At 33.6% G+C, this 18,572-nt stretch carries 16 protein-coding genes and 1 riboswitch; of the genes, 15 read left to right on the forward strand and 1 reads right to left on the reverse strand.

The genetic code is table 11. The annotated features are described in order from the left end of the window. Positions 1–337: RNA-guided endonuclease TnpB family protein (locus CAAU_RS07390; RefSeq protein WP_040306234.1), on the forward strand; the 337-nt coding region annotated here is incomplete at its 5' end. 216 nt (positions 338–553) lie between these two features. Beyond that, complete coding sequence (locus CAAU_RS07395) at positions 554–1,654, forward strand: PRK06851 family protein (protein WP_008908808.1); 1,101 nt, start codon at positions 554–556, stop codon at positions 1,652–1,654. Positions 1,655–1,899: 245 nt separating this feature from the next. Here CAAU_RS07395 and CAAU_RS13930 read toward each other — a convergent pair whose 3' ends face one another. Next, positions 1,900–2,703 carry a hypothetical protein gene (locus CAAU_RS13930; protein WP_008908809.1) on the reverse strand — a complete coding sequence of 268 codons (804 nt, stop codon included), beginning with the start codon at positions 2,701–2,703 and terminating at the stop codon, positions 1,900–1,902. 1 nt (position 2,704) lies between these two features. Next, a riboswitch (cyclic di-AMP (ydaO/yuaA leader) is annotated at positions 2,705–2,832 on the reverse strand. A gap of 276 nt (positions 2,833–3,108) precedes the next feature. Between CAAU_RS13930 and uvrB the strand changes: the two genes are divergently transcribed. The 13 genes from uvrB to murB all read left to right on the forward strand — a co-directional run bounded on the left by uvrB (position 3,109) and on the right by murB (position 18,525). Next, positions 3,109–5,067 (forward strand): excinuclease ABC subunit UvrB, encoded by a 1,959-nt coding sequence (gene uvrB / locus CAAU_RS07405; protein WP_008908810.1) that lies wholly within the window; start codon positions 3,109–3,111, stop codon positions 5,065–5,067. 1 nt (position 5,068) lies between these two features. Further along, complete coding sequence (uvrA, locus tag CAAU_RS07410) at positions 5,069–7,885, forward strand: excinuclease ABC subunit UvrA (RefSeq protein WP_008908811.1); 2,817 nt, start codon at positions 5,069–5,071, stop codon at positions 7,883–7,885. Between the two features lie 79 nt (positions 7,886–7,964). Next, complete coding sequence (locus tag CAAU_RS07415; RefSeq protein WP_008908812.1) at positions 7,965–9,083, forward strand: hypothetical protein; 1,119 nt, start codon at positions 7,965–7,967, stop codon at positions 9,081–9,083. A gap of 106 nt (positions 9,084–9,189) precedes the next feature. Further along, positions 9,190–9,732, forward strand: a complete 543-nt coding sequence (locus tag CAAU_RS07420; RefSeq protein ID WP_051004401.1) for a YdcF family protein — start codon at positions 9,190–9,192, stop codon at positions 9,730–9,732. 8 nt (positions 9,733–9,740) lie between these two features. After that, complete coding sequence (locus CAAU_RS07425; RefSeq protein WP_008908814.1) at positions 9,741–10,166, forward strand: FHA domain-containing protein; 426 nt, start codon at positions 9,741–9,743, stop codon at positions 10,164–10,166. A gap of 11 nt (positions 10,167–10,177) precedes the next feature. Continuing rightward, positions 10,178–11,383, forward strand: a complete 1,206-nt coding sequence (locus CAAU_RS07430) for an FtsW/RodA/SpoVE family cell cycle protein (RefSeq protein ID WP_008908815.1) — start codon at positions 10,178–10,180, stop codon at positions 11,381–11,383. After that, positions 11,376–12,803: a peptidoglycan D,D-transpeptidase FtsI family protein gene (locus CAAU_RS07435; protein ID WP_008908816.1), complete on the forward strand. Its 1,428-nt coding sequence runs from the start codon at positions 11,376–11,378 to the stop codon at positions 12,801–12,803. The genes CAAU_RS07430 and CAAU_RS07435 overlap by 8 nt, the downstream gene beginning before the upstream one ends. A 117-nt stretch (positions 12,804–12,920) precedes the next feature. Continuing rightward, complete coding sequence (locus CAAU_RS07440; protein ID WP_008908817.1) at positions 12,921–13,529, forward strand: metal-dependent hydrolase; 609 nt, start codon at positions 12,921–12,923, stop codon at positions 13,527–13,529. A 22-nt stretch (positions 13,530–13,551) separates the two neighbouring features. Next, positions 13,552–15,393 (forward strand): excinuclease ABC subunit UvrC, encoded by a 1,842-nt coding sequence (uvrC, locus tag CAAU_RS07445; RefSeq protein WP_008908818.1) that lies wholly within the window; start codon positions 13,552–13,554, stop codon positions 15,391–15,393. Between the two features lie 68 nt (positions 15,394–15,461). Then, positions 15,462–16,190: a phosphatase gene (locus CAAU_RS07450; RefSeq protein WP_479722820.1), complete on the forward strand. Its 729-nt coding sequence runs from the start codon at positions 15,462–15,464 to the stop codon at positions 16,188–16,190. A gap of 17 nt (positions 16,191–16,207) precedes the next feature. Continuing rightward, on the forward strand, positions 16,208–17,176 hold the full coding sequence (locus CAAU_RS07455; protein WP_008908820.1) for an NOL1/NOP2/sun family putative RNA methylase: 969 nt from the start codon (positions 16,208–16,210) through the stop codon (positions 17,174–17,176). Continuing rightward, complete coding sequence (locus tag CAAU_RS15005) at positions 17,163–17,564, forward strand: RsmF rRNA methyltransferase first C-terminal domain-containing protein (RefSeq protein ID WP_423219151.1); 402 nt, start codon at positions 17,163–17,165, stop codon at positions 17,562–17,564. The genes CAAU_RS07455 and CAAU_RS15005 overlap by 14 nt, the downstream gene beginning before the upstream one ends. Positions 17,565–17,625: 61 nt before the next feature. Then, a complete protein-coding gene (gene murB / locus CAAU_RS07460; RefSeq protein WP_008908822.1) occupies positions 17,626–18,525 on the forward strand; it encodes a UDP-N-acetylmuramate dehydrogenase in 900 nt (299 codons plus the stop codon). Positions 18,526–18,572: the final 47 nt, after the last annotated feature.

The following is an 18,572-nucleotide window of genomic DNA, read 5'->3' on the forward strand; positions in this document are numbered from 1 at the left end:
CAAATTATCTTCTAAAATTATACACGAAAACCAAGTGATAGTTTTAGAAGATTTACAGGTAAAGAATATGCAACAAAATCATAAATTAGCCAAAGCAATAACAGAAGTATCATGGGCAGAATTTAGAAGGATGTTAGAATATAAAGCAAGATGGTATGGCAGAGAAATAATAATAGCACCACAAAATTATGCATCAAGTCAAACATGTAGTGAATGTGGATATAAAAATCCTGATGTAAAGAATTTAGCATTGAGAGAATGGAAATGTCCAAAGTGTGGTGCAGTTCATGATAGAGATATAAATGCAAGCAAGAATTTGCTAAAATTAGCCATGTGATTGGTATATATGGGGAAGGAACATCCCTTTGAGCGTGGGTAATCTGGTAACAGAAGTTACCTTGACCACGAAGCCACCACTTCTATAAGTGGGGGTAGTTCACTTGGAGATAATGCTTTTGGAAAAGAAAATATTTGAATATTAATTTATAAAATGATTAACATAACAGCCCTCAATTGCATATTATAAATCAGAATTCTATTTTTGGGGGATAATATGGTAAAATCAAGACACTATCTTGCAAGTGCAAACACTTCCGCAGGTTTTGTTAATTATTTTGACTATGTTTTAAGGGATGCCCAAAGGGTTTACATTATAAAAGGAGGCCCTGGAACAGGCAAATCAACCTTTATGAGACTTATCGGAGAAGAACTTTTAAAGGAAGGAATGAACGTTGACTTTGTTCACTGCTCAGCTGATAAGGATTCACTTGATGCAATTGTAATTAACGATATCAATGTTGTAATTGTCGATGGAACTGCACCCCATGTTATTGATCCTAAATATCCTGGGGCAGTTGAGAGATTGCTTGATTTTGGCGAGTATTGGGATATCGATTACTTAAGAAGTAGAAGGGATATTATAAAATTTTATATTGATGAGATAGAAAATCAATACAAAGCATTTTTTAAACATCTAAGAGTTGCTAAATCAATTCACGATAAATGGGAAAAGGAATATTTAAAGGGAATGGATTTTAATAAGGCAAATGAAATCACTGATAGGTTAATTGATGAAGTTATTAAAGGTTGCACCCATAAAAAACCTAAAGAATGGCACAGGTTTGCAGGGGCTATGACACCACAAGGACAAGTATGCTATTATGACAATTTAACGCAGGATATTAAAAATAGATATATAGTAAAGGGAAGACCGGGGACAGGAAAATCAACAATGACAAAAAAGATTGCTCAGGCTGCACTTAATAAAGGTTACGATGTTGAATTTTATCATTGCGCCTTTGATCCATCAAGTATTGATATGATAATAATTAGAGAACTAGATTTTGCTCTACTTGATGGAACTGCACCCCATGTTTTTGAACCTGAACTTGATGATAAGGTTGTTGACATGTTTACTTGTATTGATACGAATATCGTCCATGAGAATGAAGACCCAATAAAGGCAATCGAAAGGGAATATGCTGAGGAGATAAATAAAGCTAAAAAGATTTATACTAACATTAAACAGCTCCACGATGAACTAGAAAAATATTATATCAATGCAATGGATTTTAATAACGTTAATGCATTAAGGATAAGAATAACTAAGACATTGATAGAAATGTATAATACAATGAGCTCTAAAGGGGTTTAATCCTTTAGAGCTCATTTTCGTGAACTACCCCCACCTATAGAGGTGGCGGCTTCGTGGTCAATACTCCCATTGGAGTAAGCTATCCCACGCTCAAAGGGCTGTTCCATCCCCAGTTTTACCATTTATATGGCTAATTTTAGTAGCTTGGTTTTCGCTATATAATCATTTTATTCTTTTATATTTTATGTGTCAAGTGGCATTCATCACCCGCTTATAGAAGTGGGTGATGAATGCCGCTAATTAGGTTAAAATCTAGCAGCTTTTTTAATCATTTCTTGATGATCTTTGTCTACTGCACCATCCTTATGTCTTCTACTATTTAAAAAGTGTATATCAATGTGGCCGTCCATTCCGTTTCCTTTTATTTTATCTAAATTCATTCCACGGCCGTAACCACCTGAACGACCATTTACTATTTTTCCTTCTGGTGCTGAGTCAACGCCTGCATGGGGCATAGATGTCATAGATGCTGCAATTCTTCTTCCATTAACTTCAACGATAACAGGGCGCCTTTCCCAAGAAAATCCATTCCATATGTCCTTTATTATTTCGGTATCTTCCTTTGAAGCTGCCTCAACGTCCGCATGTAAATGTCCATATGTTCTTATAACATAAAAGGATTTTCCTGTTAAAAGGTCTATAACCCTGGCTTTAGAACCTATAGAAAATACTTCCTTTGCTACTGACCAATCTAAAAGTTCACCGTATCCAGCTGCACTTCTTGAAGCTACGATTCTTCTGGTTGTCGACTTAGTTGATAATCTTTTTTTAGCAGTGGACTTAGTTGTAACTTTTTTTGGAGCCTTCTTTTTATTAGAAGTGGCTATTTTTGTTTTGCTAGTTTTTGATGTTTTACTTCTTATAGTAGTATTCTTTTTCTTTGAAGCTGTTTTTGAAGAAGATTTATTAACTTTTTTCGTTGTTGTGTCTGCTGAAGATTTCTTTACGGCCCTTGAAGTCTTTTTAGAAGGTGCAGCCTGGACGCTTGTCCATGTCTCTCCGTTAAAAATTAGCAAAATAATTAGTAAGATTGATATGAGCTTTTTCATTTGTATCACCTCTCTATGCCTACGAGGTTAGTTGACGGGTTCGGGAAGAGAGTGTCCCTACCAAATAATTGGATTCACCCCAAAGGATAATCCCCCGTTGTCCAAAAGGACATTCGGCAAAATTTCTCTTATATTATCCCTTATTTATAGAGGCTTGTCAATAGAAATTAATGGAACATATTTACATTATTTTCTTCAAGTGGAACTTTAACTTAAAGTGAATATGTTAAAGTAAAAAATTGTACAAAAACTTACATTTGTAAATTTTTGTATAAAAATGATGGCTTGATCGACAAGAAATTATTGTTACTTGCTAATAATTATATTTAGTGTAAAATTATATTTGACTATAAAAAGATAAAGGAATATAATCAAATTGCGAACATTTGTTCTTGAGGTGAAAATATGGGTGAATTTAAAATAGTTTCAAAATTTAAACCAACAGGCGACCAGCCTGAGGCTATAGAAAAGCTGGTTGATGGAATATTAAGGGGAGATAGATGTCAGACTCTTTTAGGGGTAACAGGTTCTGGTAAGACTTTTACTATGGCAAATATAATAGAAAGGGTTCAAAAGCCTACTTTAGTTATTGCCCATAATAAAACCCTTGCTGCACAGCTTTGTAACGAGTTTAGAGAGTTTTTCCCTAATAATGCTGTTGAATATTTTGTTAGTTACTACGATTATTATCAACCTGAAGCTTATGTTCCCCAAAGCGATACCTACATTGAAAAGGATGCATCTATTAACGATGAGATAGATAAATTAAGACACTCGGCAACATCGGCTTTGTTTGAAAGGCGGGATGTCATTATAGTTGCATCAGTTTCATGTATTTATGGCCTTGGAGATCCCTTTGAGTATAAAAACTTAGTTTTATCATTAAGGGTTGGAATGGAAAAGGATAGGGACGATGTTCTTAGAAAACTTATAGATATTCAATATCAAAGAAATGATATAGATTTTCATAGAGGAACCTTTAGAGTTAGGGGAGATGTTGTTGAGATTTTTCCAGCATCCTCCAATGAGAAGGCAATAAGGGTTGAGTTTTTTGGAGATGAGATAGATAGAATTTGTGAGATAGATTTCTTAACTGGAGAAATATTAGCAGAGAGAAATCACGTTTCCATCTATCCGGCATCCCACTATGCCACATCAAAGGAAAAAATTGAAAGGGCAATTGAATCGATAGAAAGGGAGCTTGAGGAAAGATATAAAGAACTTATGGACAATGGGAAACTTCTTGAAGCCCAAAGATTAATGCAAAGGACAAAATATGATATTGAGATGCTAAGGGAAGTTGGATACTGCACAGGCATAGAAAATTATTCAAGGCACTTTGATGGAAGACAACCTGGACAGCCGCCATATACTCTATTAGACTATTTTCCAGATGATTATCTTTTGTTTATAGATGAAAGCCATGTTACTATCCCACAGCTTAGAGCAATGTATGGTGGAGACAAATCAAGAAAAGATAACCTTGTTGAATATGGTTTTAGACTTCCTTCTGCCTATGATAACAGGCCTTTAAAGTTTAACGAATTTGAGAGAAAGATAAATCAAGTAATCTTTGTAAGTGCAACACCGGCTGAATATGAAATAAAAAATTCAACTCAAGTTGTAGAACAAATAATAAGGCCAACAGGTCTTGTGGATCCTGAAATAATAGTAAGACCAGTAAAAGGGCAAATAGATGACCTTATTGGTGAGATATCTAAAACTATTGAAAGAGGATTTAGAGTCCTTGTTACTACTCTTACTAAAAGAATGGCGGAGGATTTAACTTCTTATCTTAAAGAGGCAGGAATTAAGGTTAAATATTTGCATTCTGATATAGATACTATTGAAAGGATGAAAATAATTAGGGATTTAAGGCTTGGAGAATTTGATGTATTAGTTGGGATAAATCTTTTGAGGGAAGGATTAGATATTCCTGAGGTTGCCCTTGTTGCAATTTTAGATGCTGATAAGGAGGGCTTTTTAAGGTCACAAACGTCGCTAATACAGACAATTGGAAGAGCTGCAAGAAATGCTGAAAGCAAAGTTATCATGTATGCAGATACTATTACTGATTCAATGAAACGGGCAATAGATGAAACAAATAGAAGGCGCAAAATACAGATGGAATATAACAAAAAACATGGTATAACTCCAAAAACTATAATAAAGCCTGTATTTGAAGTTATTGAGGCGACAAAGCCGGTTGAAATTAAGGATATAGATTTAAATGAGGAAAACAAGGAACTTCTTATAAAAAATATCGAAGAACAAATGCACAAGGCAGCAAAAGAACTTGACTTTGAAAGGGCTGCTAAGTTAAGAGACCTTTTATTCAAGCTTAAAAAGGAAAAGGAGAGATAGGATGTCTCAAGATAATATAATAATTAAAGGTGCAAGAGAACATAACTTAAAGAATATAGATGTAGAAATTCCAAGAAATAAATTAGTTGTATTAACAGGACTTTCGGGGTCAGGAAAATCTTCCCTTGCCTTTGATACTATCTATGCAGAAGGTCAAAGAAGATATGTAGAATCCCTTTCGGCCTATGCAAGACAGTTTTTAGGTCAGATGGATAAACCGGATGTTGATTATATAGAAGGTTTATCTCCTGCAATTTCAATCGACCAAAAAACCACCAGCAGAAATCCAAGATCAACTGTTGGAACGGTTACAGAAATATACGATTACCTTAGATTATTATATGCAAGAATTGGTGTTCCCCATTGTCCTAATTGCGGTAAAGAAATTAAACAGCAGACTGTTGACCAAATGGTGGATAAAATATTAGAATTCCCTGAAAGAACAAAGCTTCAAATTTTAGCACCTATAGTTAGAGGAAGAAAGGGAGAACATGTTAAGGTATTGGAGAATATAAAAAAGAATGGTTTTGTCAGAGTAAGGATAGACGGTGAAACCTATGAACTTAACGAAGATATTAAATTAGAAAAAAACATAAAGCACAATATAGAAGTTGTTGTAGATAGAATAGTAATAAAAGAAGGAATAAGGTCAAGGCTTACCGACTCAATTGAAACTGCCCTAAAACTTGCTGAGGGTTTAGTTATAGTGCAAATAATAGACGGCGAAGAATTTTTGTTCAGTGAAAAATTTGCCTGCCCAGACTGTGGCATAAGTATTGGGGATCTTGAGCCCAGGATGTTTTCCTTTAACAGCCCCTTTGGTAAGTGCCCTGAGTGTGATGGATTAGGCATCATGATGGAAATTTCCCCTGAGCTCGTAATGGACAGAAGCTTATCGATAAAGGAAGGGGCCATCAAACCCTGGGGGACATTAGATGAATCAGGATGGACCTATGCAGTTGTTAGGGGATTATCGAAACATTATGGGTTTAGCTTAAATGAGCCTCTTGAAAACATAGATGAAAGGGCAGTAGATGTGCTTTTATACGGCAGCGATGGAGAAAAGTTTAAAGTAGAATTTACAAGGGATAATGCGAAGGGAGAAATGCTTTATTCCTTTGAAGGTATTATTCCTAATCTTCAAAGAAGGTATAGGGAAACAAATTCTCAGTATATTAGAGAAGAAATTGAAGGATATATGTCGGTTAAAAAATGTCCACTTTGTAAAGGCGCAAGGCTTAAAAAGGAAAGTCTTGCCGTAACCGTTGGCGGGCTTTCCATAGCCCAGTTAAGTGACCTTACTATCAGGGAGCATCTTGAATTTCTTGAGAAATTGAACTTAACGGAAAAGGAAACAATGATAGCAAATCAAATACTAAAGGAGATAAAAGCAAGGCTTAAATTTTTAGTGGATGTAGGGCTAGATTATTTAACTTTATCAAGGGCAGCATCTACATTGTCAGGTGGTGAATCCCAAAGAATAAGGCTTGCTACCCAGATAGGCTCTGGACTTGTTGGAGTTTTATATATACTTGATGAACCAAGTATAGGGCTTCATCAAAGGGACAACGATAAACTTCTTGCAACTTTAAAGCACTTAAGAGACTTAGGGAACACATTGATAGTCGTTGAACACGATGAGGATACTATAAGGGCCGCAGATTATGTTATAGATATAGGACCTGGTGCAGGGCAGCATGGAGGATATGTTGTGGCAGCAGGAACTCCTGATGAGATTGCCCAATGTGAAAACTCAATAACAGGTCAATATTTAAGCGGAAAAAGGAAAATTGAAGTTCCAAAGGAAAGAAAAAAGCCAAACGGAAAATGGATTGAAGTTAAAGGTGCAAGGGAAAACAATTTAAAGAATATAAATGTAAAATTTCCCCTTGGAGTCTTTACATGTGTTACAGGTGTTTCAGGATCCGGTAAAAGCACCCTTGTAAATGAAATACTTTTCAAGGGTATTGCAAAAAAACTTTATGGTTCAAAATATGAAGTTGGCGCCCATAACGATATACTTGGAATAGAATACATCGACAAAGTTATAGATATAGACCAATCGCCCATAGGAAGAACTCCAAGGTCAAATCCTGCGACATACACAGGAGTGTTTGATCTTATAAGGGAAGTATTTGCTCAAACACCGGAGGCAAAAATGAGGGGATATAGGCCTGGACGGTTCAGCTTTAATGTAAAGGGCGGAAGGTGTGAAGCCTGTGGTGGAGATGGAATAATTAAAATAGAAATGCAGTTTTTATCGGATGTTTATGTCCCATGTGAAGTATGTAAGGGTAAGAGATATAACAGAGAAACGTTGGAGGTGAAATATAAGGGCAAGAATATTGCTGATGTATTGGATATGACAGTAGAAGAAGCCCTTGAATTTTTCGAAAACATTCCAAGGATTAAATCAAAGCTTCAAACCCTTTATGATGTAGGTTTATCCTATATTAAACTTGGCCAACCTTCTACCCAATTATCCGGAGGAGAGGCTCAAAGGATAAAGCTTGCCTATGAGCTTTCAAAAAGAAGCACAGGAAAAACCCTTTATATTTTGGATGAGCCTACAACAGGACTTCATATGGAGGATGTTAGAAAGTTGATTGAGATTATTTATAGATTAGTAGAAACAGGCAACACAGTAGTTGTTATTGAGCATAACCTTGATGTAATAAAGTGTGCTGATTATATTATAGACTTAGGTCCTGAAGGTGGCGACAGAGGTGGACAGGTTATTGCAGAAGGAACTCCAGAAGATATAATAAAAAATGAAAAGTCTTATACAGGGCAGTATTTAAGAAAATATTTGGGATAAAGAGCAGCTGAGGCTGCTCTTTATTTTTTAGAAAGATATGGTAAAATATATATAGGAGTTTAGTTTTGGAGGTATTGCAGTGAAAACTTTATTAAAAATTATATTGATTCCAATATTTCTTATTTTATTTTTTTATGCCCTTACTTTAACCTATTATAAAATAAATCCACCAATAAAACTTACGGATAGGGGGTGGCTGGACAAAAGCGTCCTTCTTGAAAATCCTAATAATGACTGGTATTTTTACTATGGAATATACAATCCAAGTATGTTTGATTTAAAGATAATGGATATGAAAGTTAATTCGAAAAATGTTAAAATTGAAAAATTGGGTCTTCGAGATGTAACCAATAACCCAGAAGAAACATTTAAGGAAATAGATGAAACAAAACCTTTTATTTTAAAAAGGAAGTCCAGAGCACAGATATTATTGGTATTTAGAATATATGGATTAAACTCAGAACTTGAAAATATTGTATTTGATTATACCTTATTAGGTATTCCTTTTAGACAGAGGATAAAAATTGAATTGTTTAATAGTGAAATGCAGAACACTAATGGCAATTTTCAGCCTGTTATCGATGAAATTAAGAAAAATGAAGAAGTTACTTTGATTGCTAAAGACGTTTCAGAGGAAAAGCTGTTGAGTCAAAATGATAGGAAAAGACTTATAGAAGCTTTAGAAAAATCTAATATAATAAATGACGATGACTTTTTTACAGGTCAAGCCATATCACCTGCATTTCCACTTTATATGCTTAGATTTGGAAATAAAGAAATTTTGTTTATAGATAAAACAAAAATTTTAGTTAGGGATCCGAAGTATTTTAGTTTTTATCTTGTTCCAAAGGATATCTGGAATGAGATGGAAAGAATACTTCCTGTAAATAAGCTTAATGATGTTAATGATTTAGTATTTTTATTTAAAGCTGAAAAATTAAAGATAGAGGATATTGAGAATGAAGTTATCAATGGAGATTACACATATATAAAAGAAAAGATAATAAGAACCTTAAGAACTGCAGAGGCGGTTGGTGAATTACAGAACAAAGAAGGTGAAAAATTGATTTTAAAATTCCAAATAAATGGTAAGGAATATGCTATTTACGTCTATAATGATGGTTTTATATATAACAATAATTTTTATGAGAAGAAGGGAATTAAAGAGGATATAGAACTTGCATTACAAGCAGTATAATATCTTATTACAAGACTTGCACTTGCAGGTCTTGTTTTTTTGTGGATATAATATACTTAAATAATCAGGGGGGATTAATTTGAAAAAATTTTTATTTTATGGTTTTATGCCATTTGTTTTGCTGATTTTTTTCTTGGCAGGACAAATTATTTACTTTGGCTATAACAGTAAACCCAAAAAGGCAGATTGCATTATAGTTTTAGGGTGTAAAGTTCGGGGAAATGAACCTAGCCACTTTTTAAAGGCGAGGTTAAATTTAGCCATAGAATTATTTGAAAATGGATATGCAAAATATATAATAGTTTCTGGAGGTCAAGGTAAGAACGAAAATATTTCTGAAGCCGAAGCTATGCAAATATATCTTAAAAGGAAGGGTGTAAAAGAAAAATATATAATAAAAGAGGATAAATCATATTCGACCTATGAAAATTTACTTAATTCAATGGAAATAATGAAATATATGGCTTTTAAAGATGCAATAATAGTATCCAATAAATATCATTTAAAAAGGGCATCTTTAATAGCAAACAAACTTGGAATTAGGGCAAGCTATGCAGGATGCTTTGTTACAGACTGGCTCTACTTTGAAATAACTGGATTTATTAGGGAGATACTTGCTCTTTTAAAGTTTTATATTTTTAACATGTAGGTGATTTTATGAAGGAAATTGCTATGATTTTAAAATTTATTGTTATCGGACTTATATATTTAGTTATTTTTAGAATTATTAAGATAATGTATTTGGATTTAAAGGGTATAAACAGGATAAAAGCTCATAAAAAAGAATTTGCATTGGAAATTAATGATGCTCCTGAGGATATTGGTATAACTAAAGGCTCACTATATATTATTCATAAAGTTATGAGCATAGGAAGAAACTTTGATAACGATTTAGTTATTAAGGATCCATATGTTTCAGGTAACCATGCAAAGATATTCGTAAAAGATGATAGACTATTTATTGAAGATTTAGGCAGCACTAATGGAACATATGTAAATGGGAGGAGAATAGATAAGATTGAAGAGATCGAAGAAGGCGATATAATCGATATAGGAAGGATATCCTTAAAAGTTCTTGAATAGGAGATGGCTCTATGGTTAATTTAGAAAAGTCCATACTAAAAAATATATATTTAATTATAATTTTATTATTTCTTATCCTTTCTCTACATCGAGGAACTTTTGAAATAGCTCCATTCATTTATGGTGCTTTTTCTATTATTTTAATTTTCTATGGCCATTTTATAATCAAAAGATTTTATCCCAATGTCGATAAATATCTTTTTATAATTTCGGCTTTTATTGTTCAGTTTGGACTTGTTATGCTTTATAGGTTGGATCTTCAAAGAGCGGTAAGGCAAATGGCTTGGTTTGCAGTTGGTGTTACAGTATTTATATTTGTTCTTTTATTGTTTCCCAACATCAAACGATTAGAAAAATATTCCTTGACATTTGCCCTTTTAACTATAATTATACTAACTTTACCATTATTTTTGGGAAGGGAAATTAAAGGTTCTAAAAACTGGATTCAGATTGGTTCTTTTAGCTTTCAGCCGTCGGAACTTGGGAAATTGTTTATAATATTTTATTTATCCGGCGTAATCAAAAAAATAAACGACTATAAAGATGTTTTGAGATACTCTATTCCAGTAGTTTTATCTATAATCATTTTTGTCCTTGAAAAGGATTTAGGATCAGCCCTTATGTTTTTTGGTATTTTCATGACTATGCTTTATATTGGCACATCAAGAATTAGCTATATATTATCCGGTTTAGGATTGTTCGGCATTGGTGGATTTTTAAGCTATTTTATGTTTGATCATGTTAAAAGAAGGGTAAATATATGGCTAGATCCATGGAAGGATAAATATGGTGCAGGGTATCAGATATGCCAGTCTTTAATTGCAATTGCAAGCGGTGGTTTGTTTGGAACGGGACTTGCAGGAGGACATCCAGAGGTAATTCCTGAAGTTCATACGGATTTTATTTTCTCTGCCATATCAGAGGAGTTTGGACTTTTAGGGGCTATTGCCTTACTTATATTATATCTTCTTTTAATTTATAGGATGTTAAGGACGGCACTTTATGCTAAAGATGATTTTTCAAGACTTGTTGCTGTTGGTATAGCAAGCATGTTTGCGTTTCAGGTATTTGTTATAGTTGGCGGAGTTACTAAAATGATTCCTCTTACAGGTATTACTTTGCCATTTGTTAGTTATGGAGGAAGTTCTATGACTATTAGTTTTCTTTCTATAGGGATACTTCAAAAGATTTCAGAAGTGGGGAATAGCGATGAATGAAGAAAAACTTCTTAGAAATATAAAGGCTCTTATAGTATTTTTTTCTTTAATTTTTTTGGTTATAATAGGTTATTTAACTTATTTTAATCTATATTTATCAGAAAATATTGTTAGGGACAGTTCAAATCCAAGGATAAAATTATCCGAAGAGGACGTTTTGAGGGGAGCGATATTTGACAGGAATGGGAAGCAGATAGTATATAGTAAGAGAACCAGAGATGGCCAAAAAAGATACTACAAAGATGGCGAAATATTTGCTCACGTTGTAGGTTATAATAGCTATATTTATGGCAAAACAGGAATAGAGCTTTTATATAATGATGCTCTTTCAGGCAAAACATTTTATTACGATTTATTAGGGAGCATTTTTAGAAAGTTTGCCCAAACATTTGAAGGTGAAAAGCGGGGAAGCAACGTTGCACTGACGATAGACTATGCTCTTCAATATAGGGCCTATAAATTGCTCGGTAGTGATAAAGGGGCAATTGTTGTATTAAATCCAAAGACGGGTGAGATTTTAACTTTAGTATCTAAGCCATCCTTTGACCCTGAAAGTATAGATAAAAATTTTAAAAAATATAAAAACGATGTTGAGGGGAATCCATTTTTAAATAGAGCAACTCAAGGGTTTTATCCACCAGGCTCAACCTATAAAATAATTACAGCAGCTGCCGCGCTGGAGAATATCGAAAACATAGGAAATGAAAAATGGCTATGCACCGGGAAGTTAAAAATAGGGGACTATGTTCTAAAGGATTTTAACTCAGAAGCCCATGGAAAAATAGATTTGAAGAAAGCCTTTACTAAGTCATGCAATTTTACCTTTGGAAGTTTAGGAATGGAGCTGGGATTTAATAATCTTAATCGTGAAGCTGAAAAATTTTTATTTAATAAGGATATAGTCCTTGAGGATTTAGTTATAAGAAAGTCTACATATAATTTAGAAGATAAAAACAGTAGAGCACTTTTAGCCCAATCTGCAATAGGACAGCATGGAGTTGCAACAAATCCACTGCAAATGGCACTTGTTGCAGCAACAATTGCTAATGAAGGAATAATGATGAAACCATATTTAGTAAAAGAAATTAAAGATGAGTATGGTGTAGTATTAGAAAGAAAGAAACCTCAAGTCTTAACAAGGGCCATCGAAAAGGAAACAGCTGAGAAGATAAAGGAATATATGATTGATGTAGTTAACAAAGGAACTGGCGTTAGAGCAAAATTGTCTAATATAGTTATAGCAGGTAAAACTGGAACGGCAGAGATTCCAAATAGCAGCGAAACTCATTCATGGTTTGTTGGATTTGCACCGGCTAATAATCCACAGATTGCCTTTGCAATAATCGTTGAAAAAGGAGGAACAGGCGGTAAAAGAGCGGCTGAAATAGCAAGGGAGCTTGTAAGTGAATATTTTAAATAAGGGGGAGAGGTTGTCTCTTCCCTTTTTCTTTTGATAAGACAATTTAGCTACAAACACTTGTTCGATAGATAGTTTTGGTATATACTATAGGTAAAGTTTACATAAAGGGGAGTTAACATGACGGGAAAAACCCATGTTGGGATTGGAGTAATATCTGCAGTAGCATTATCGCAGTATAAGATGGTAGAATTATCATTAGGAGGACTTTTAGTTTGTGCTATAGCCTCCCTTTTGCCTGATATAGATCATCCTAAAGCTCTCTTGAATAAATATATACTTCCTATTAAAAATAAAGCAGTAAAGACGACGATATATTTTACATTAGGGGTATTTTTCTTGCTTTTAAACTTTTTTTATTTAAACTTAAAATACGTAGAAACTATAGGGATATTTTTTGTTTTAACAGGTTTTTCTTCCCATAGAAATGGAATAACCCATAGTTTAACCGGTCTTTTATGTTTTGGTGGCACCTTTGGTTATGCTGCAAGGATATATGGTTTTAAGGAATATATAGTGCCTTTTTTTATAGGATATGGGCTACATTTAATAGCTGATATGTTTACTAATAGAGGTGTTTCTCTTTTTTATCCCTTTAAAAAGAAAAATTACAAAATGCCAATAACCTTTGCAGTAGGGTCCTTTTGGGGAAATCTATTTGAAGGCCTTATAATCTCCATTGGCCTTATTTATCTTACCTTTAAACTTCCTGAAATATTATTAAAATAAATAATTTTAGGAGAGTGGAAGTATGTTTGATATAAATGAGGCGCTAAAAAATCTTCCGGATAGCCCAGGAGTTTATGTAATGAAGGATGAAAATGGAGAAATAATTTATATAGGAAAGGCTGTATCTTTAAAGAATAGGGTAAGACAGTATTTCCAAAACTCTAAAAACCAACATCCTAAAGTTAGGGCTATGGTAAGCCAAATCAAGGAATTCGAATATATATTAACAGATAATGAACTTGAAGCATTAATTCTCGAATGCAACCTTATAAAAAAACATAAACCCAAGTATAATATTTTGCTTAAGGATGATAAGCACTATCCATATATAAAAGTGACACTAAATGAAGAATATCCAAGGGTATTGATGGTAAGAAAGCTTGAAAAGGATGGGGCAAAGTATTTTGGTCCCTTTACCGATGTTTCTGCTGTAAAGGAAACATTGATGTTAATAAAAAAACTATTTAAGATTAGGACATGTAATAGAAATGTTAGTTTTGGGATTGAGGTTGGGCGCCCCTGTTTAAATTATCATATTGGGCTTTGCCTTGCACCTTGTAAAGGCGATGTTAAAAGGGAAACTTACATGCAGATGATAGAAGGTATAATTAAGCTATTAAATGGAAAACATGAAGAAATAATTAAGGAATTGGAAGATAAAATGTTAAAGGCATCAGAGAACCTAGAATTTGAAAGGGCAGCAGAGTATAGAGATCAAATAAATGCCATAAGGAAAATTCAGCAAAAACAAAAGATTATATCATCGGTCCTTGAAGATGAGGATGTTATAGCTCTTGCAAGAGATGAAAATGGTGCCTGCCTTCAGATGTTCTATATAAGGGGTGGAAAGCTTTTAGGTAGTAAAAACTTTTACTTTAAAGATGCTGATGATATAGATGAGCTCTTATCACAATTTATAGTTCAATATTATACAAGTGAAGAATACATTCCAAGGGATATTGTTCTGCAGAGGGATATTCCAGAAATAAGTATAATAGAGTCTTATTTATCAAGGCAAAGAGGAAGTAAAGTAAAGATAAGGGTTCCTAAAAAGGGGGATAAATTAGACCTTGTTGAAATGGCTAAAAAAAATGCAGAGGCAGCCCTTAATCAGGTTAAGGCAAAAATAATAAAAGAAAGGCAAAAAACCTTTGGTGCTCTTGAGGAGCTTAAAGCAATCCTTGGATTGGAAAAGTTGCCAATTAGGATAGAGGCCTATGATATTTCAAATATTAGTGGCGTAGATATGGTAGGTTCTATGGTTGTATTTGAAAACGGAAGGGAAGCTAAAAAAGAGTATAGAAGATTTAAAATAAAAAACGTCAAAGGGCAAAATGACTATGATGCCCTAGAGGAGGTTCTAAGAAGAAGGTTTAATAGGTATTTTGAAGAAATAAAAAATAAGGATAACCCTAAAAATAAGTTTAATAAACTTCCTGATCTTATCCTAATGGATGGAGGGATAGGTCAAGTTAATGTGGCGTTGAAGGTTTTAGAAGAATTCGGACTTAACATAGAAGTTGCAGGGATGGTTAAGGATGAAAAACATAAGACAAGGGCATTAGTTTTTAATGGTGATGAAATTTCTATTTTAAAGGATTCCAATTCCTTCAAACTTATATATAAAATCCAAGAGGAAGTTCATAGGTTTGCTATTGAATATCATAGAAGCTTAAGAACAAAAAGTGTTATTAAGTCTGAACTCGATGAAATTCAAGGAATTGGACCGAAAAGAAAAATGGAACTTATTAAACATTTCAAAAGCATAGAAAACATAAAAAATGCCACAATTGAAGAGCTAATGATGGTAAAGGGTATGAATAAAAATATAGCACAAAAGGTTTATGAATATTTTCACAGTTAATTTATTAACGTTGAAGATAGCTCTTTTAGATGTTAAAATATAAAAGGTTTATTTTTGATTATAATGGGGTGATTGAATTGATTAAACCTTTAATAGATACACATACTCATACAATAGCGAGTGGCCATGCCTACAGCACTTTGATTGAAAATTGTTTGGAGGCAAGTAAAAAGGGAATTAAATTAATTGCTATGACAGATCACGGCCCCGCCATGCCAGGAGGACCTCATAAATTTCATTTTGGCAATTTGAAGGTTATACCTCAATTTATCCATGGGGTTGAAGTTTTAAAGGGTGTTGAGCTAAATATAATAGATTATGAAGGAAATATAGATCTTGATGCAGGACGATTAAGCAAATTAGATTTTGTAATAGCAAGTTTGCATGATGTATGCATAATGCCAGGAAGTGTAAAGGATAATACAAGAGCATTAATTGGTGCAATTAAAAATAAATATGTTCATGCGATAGCCCATCCTGGAAACCCAATTTTTGAAATTGATATAGATGAGGTTCTAAAGGCTGCAAAGGAATATAATGTTCTAATTGAGATTAATAACAGTTCCTTTACAACATCAAGACCGGGAAGTTATGAAAACTGCAAAAGAATAGCATATAAGGCCCTTGAAAATGGCAACCTTTTAACGACAGGAAGCGATGCTCATATCTGCTATGAAGTAGGATTGCTTGATAAGTCGGTTTCTTTATTGGAGGAACTTGGGGCAGATGAAAAATATGTAATTACTACTGATGTAGAAAGATTTAAAAAATTTTTGGAAGAAAAAAGAGCTTTTTAACGTTGGAGGAGAATTGGATGAAACTGCCAGACAGGTTTTTAGATAGGATGAAATTTCTTTTGAAGGATGAATTTGAAGCTTTTTTAGGGAGCTACAAAGAAGATAGATACCAAGGGATTAGAGTAAATACTTTAAAGATAGACTATGAAGAATTTTTTAAGATATGTCCCTTTGAGATAAAGGGAGAAGTTCCATGGGCAAAAAATGGACTTTATATAAGTGAAGAAAAACCAGGAAGGCATCCATATCATGCTGCAGGACTTTACTATATTCAAGAGCCCAGCGCAATGTCTGTAACACCTCAGCTTAACATTAAGCCTGGAGAAAGGGTTTTAGACCTTTGTGCATCGCCTGGGGGAAAATCCACTCAGGCTGCCTGTTACTTAAATGGAGAGGGTCTCTTGGTTTCAAACGAAATAAAGCTTAAAAGGGCCCAGATACTTGTTCAAAATATAGAAAGAATGGGCATAAAAAATGCAATAGTTACAAATAATTCACCAGAAGAGCTAGAAAAGGTATTTGTAGGGTATTTCGATAAGGTAATAGTTGATGCACCTTGTTCAGGAGAAGGTATGTTTAAAAAGGACAAAGATGCTCTGAACCAATGGAGTGAGGAAAATGTTTTAGGATATCAATCAATGCAAAGGGAAATATTAAAAAGTGCAGCAAAAATGGTAAAGCCTGGTGGATTAATAATATACTCAACATGCACCTTTTCTGTTGAGGAGAATGAATTCATAGTAGATGAATTTTTAAAGAAACATGAGGAATTTGAACTTATTAACATAGAAAAAAACTATGGTTTTAGAGAAGGGTTTTTTGAAATTTTAGACAACGAAGAACTTAAAAAGACAGCAAGGCTCTTTCCACACAGACTAAAGGGTGAAGGACACTTCTTGGCATTATTTTATAAAAAAGATGGGGAGGTAAAATCTCCTCAAAGGATAAAAATCCAATATAAAAAAGCAGAATATATCGGACTTTAAGGAATTTGAAAAGAATTATCTTAACAAAAAATTTGATGATGATAGATTTTTTTTGAGGGGAGACAGACTATATTATCTTCCGGAAAATTCCTTTGATTTTACACCCCTTAATGTGTTAAGGCCAGGGATTTTGCTTGGTGAATTTAAAAAGAATAGGTTTGAGCCGGACTATTCCTTAGCAGCATCTTTAAAGCCGCATGAAGCTAAATTAAATATTAGTTTATCCAGTAAAACAAATGAAGCGGATAAATATATCGAAGGTTATACCTTGAATTTTGATTTAGAGGATGGCTGGTATCTTGTTGATGTTGATGGGTATTCTTTATCCTGGGGGAAGATGTCAAAGGGTATTTTAAAAAATTATTTTCCAAAGGCTCTGCGTTGGTAATTACATTAAATTTGTTTAAATATATTATATAGTAAAGGACTAAAGGAGTTGAGAAAAAAAGATGGATATAAAAAACGAACTTGAAAGGATATTAGGTTCTGGACAAGTTTTAATAGATGAGCCGATGAAAAATCATACATCCTTTAAAATTGGAGGTCCTGCTGATTTTTTAGTTATTCCAAATAGCAAAGAAGAACTTGTAGATTTAATAAAATTTTTAAGGAAGAAAAATATAAAATATTATTTAATAGGCAACGGATCTAATCTTTTGGTTTCCGACAAGGGAATAAGAGGGGTTGTAATAAAAACAACAAGTTTAAATAAAGTTGAGGTAATCGGTGAAAGGGTAATCTCAGAAGCAGGAGCATCCCTTGCAAAGGTTTCAGCAGAGGCATTAAGAAACTCTCTAAAGGGGATGGAATTTGCATCCGGAATACCCGGGAGCATAGGTGGAGCTGTTTTTATGAATGCTGGTGCCTACTGCGGTGAAATGAAGGATATAGTAGAAAGAGTAATGGTTTTAGATAGGGAAGGGAATGTTAGAAATTTAAAAAATGAAGAGTTGGAATTTGCATATAGGTTTAGCAATGTTCAAAAAAATGAATATATAGTTTTAGAAGTAGAATTAAAATTAGAAAAAGGGAATTTTGATGAAATAAAGGCACTTATGGAGGACTTAAATAGGAAAAGAGCAGAAAAACAGCCTTTAAATTATCCAAGTGCAGGAAGTGTATTTAAAAGGCCAGAAGGATATTATGCTGGAAAACTTATAGAAGATGCAGGATTAAAGGGAGCTAAAGTTGGCGGTGCGATGGTTTCAGAAAAGCATGCAGGATTTATAATAAACTTTGACAATGCTACATGTGAAGATGTTCTAAACCTTATTAAACTAATCCAAACAAAGGTATATGAAAAGTTTGGTGTCATGCTTGAAACAGAAGTAAAATATCTAGGTGAATAGGAGCATAGCTCCTATTTTTTTGTTTGCAAAATATTAAGAAAAATGAG

Source organism: Caloramator australicus RC3, assembly GCF_000297115.1.
GTDB classification, from domain to species: domain Bacteria; phylum Bacillota; class Clostridia; order Clostridiales; family Caloramatoraceae; genus Caloramator; species Caloramator australicus.

Bases quoted from the DNA above. Each gene is read 5' to 3' on its own strand.
- murB (WP_008908822.1), top strand. From the start codon at position 17,626: ATGGATATAAAAAACGAACTTGAAAGGATATTAGGTTCTGGACAAGTT.
- CAAU_RS07435 (WP_008908816.1), top strand. From the start codon at position 11,376: ATGAATGAAGAAAAACTTCTTAGAAATATAAAGGCTCTTATAGTATTT.
- uvrA (WP_008908811.1), top strand. From the start codon at position 5,069: ATGTCTCAAGATAATATAATAATTAAAGGTGCAAGAGAACATAACTTA.
- CAAU_RS07440 (WP_008908817.1), top strand. From the start codon at position 12,921: ATGACGGGAAAAACCCATGTTGGGATTGGAGTAATATCTGCAGTAGCA.
- CAAU_RS07430 (WP_008908815.1), top strand. From the start codon at position 10,178: ATGGTTAATTTAGAAAAGTCCATACTAAAAAATATATATTTAATTATA.
- CAAU_RS07420 (WP_051004401.1), top strand. From the start codon at position 9,190: ATGCCATTTGTTTTGCTGATTTTTTTCTTGGCAGGACAAATTATTTAC.
- CAAU_RS07395 (WP_008908808.1), top strand. From the start codon at position 554: ATGGTAAAATCAAGACACTATCTTGCAAGTGCAAACACTTCCGCAGGT.
- uvrC (WP_008908818.1), top strand. From the start codon at position 13,552: ATGTTTGATATAAATGAGGCGCTAAAAAATCTTCCGGATAGCCCAGGA.
- CAAU_RS07455 (WP_008908820.1), top strand. From the start codon at position 16,208: ATGAAACTGCCAGACAGGTTTTTAGATAGGATGAAATTTCTTTTGAAG.
- CAAU_RS13930 (WP_008908809.1), bottom strand. From the start codon at position 2,703: ATGAAAAAGCTCATATCAATCTTACTAATTATTTTGCTAATTTTTAAC.
- CAAU_RS07425 (WP_008908814.1), top strand. From the start codon at position 9,741: ATGAAGGAAATTGCTATGATTTTAAAATTTATTGTTATCGGACTTATA.
- uvrB (WP_008908810.1), top strand. From the start codon at position 3,109: ATGGGTGAATTTAAAATAGTTTCAAAATTTAAACCAACAGGCGACCAG.